A 493-nucleotide genomic window follows, 5' to 3' on the forward strand; every position below is an offset into this window, starting at 1 on the left:
GCGTGCAGGAGCGGCAGTTACAGAGCATAACGGCAAATTATGGGTGTTTGGCGGTGCTTATCGAGAGGACAGACTGTTTTTTTCGAACGAGTTATTGGTCAGTGAGGATGGGATAAACTGGCAAAAAGTTGAAGGTACCAACTCTCCTGCAGGCCGGTTTCTACCTAAGATGGTTTCATTTAACGGCAAGTTAATACTGCTTGGTGGTTTTGGTCCTGGCCTTGATTCTGCCCGTGCACGCTTGTGGAGCACAGTTGATGGTAAGCAATGGACAGAAAATACATCAACAACACCATTGTCTTCATTTAGAGAGTTTGATTTAAAAGCTTTTGATGACAAACTGTGGCTCATTAACAGCAATCGTCAAGATGTTTTTTATACCCAAAGTGCAGACAGCAATGCTGACTGGGTAAAAATCTCGCTGCCGAGTAACGTACGATCACCGCATTTTGTGATTGATAAAAATCAGTTATGGGTCATAGATAAAGACGGA

General features: G+C 43.4%; 1 protein-coding gene. It reads left to right on the forward strand.

The features are described 5' to 3' along the window. Positions 1 to 493: DUF6242 domain-containing protein (locus AC1EU0_RS19185; protein ID WP_480304379.1), on the forward strand; the 493-nt coding region annotated here is incomplete at both ends.

It is taken from the genome of Parashewanella sp. 2210YD4-3 (assembly GCF_056591735.1).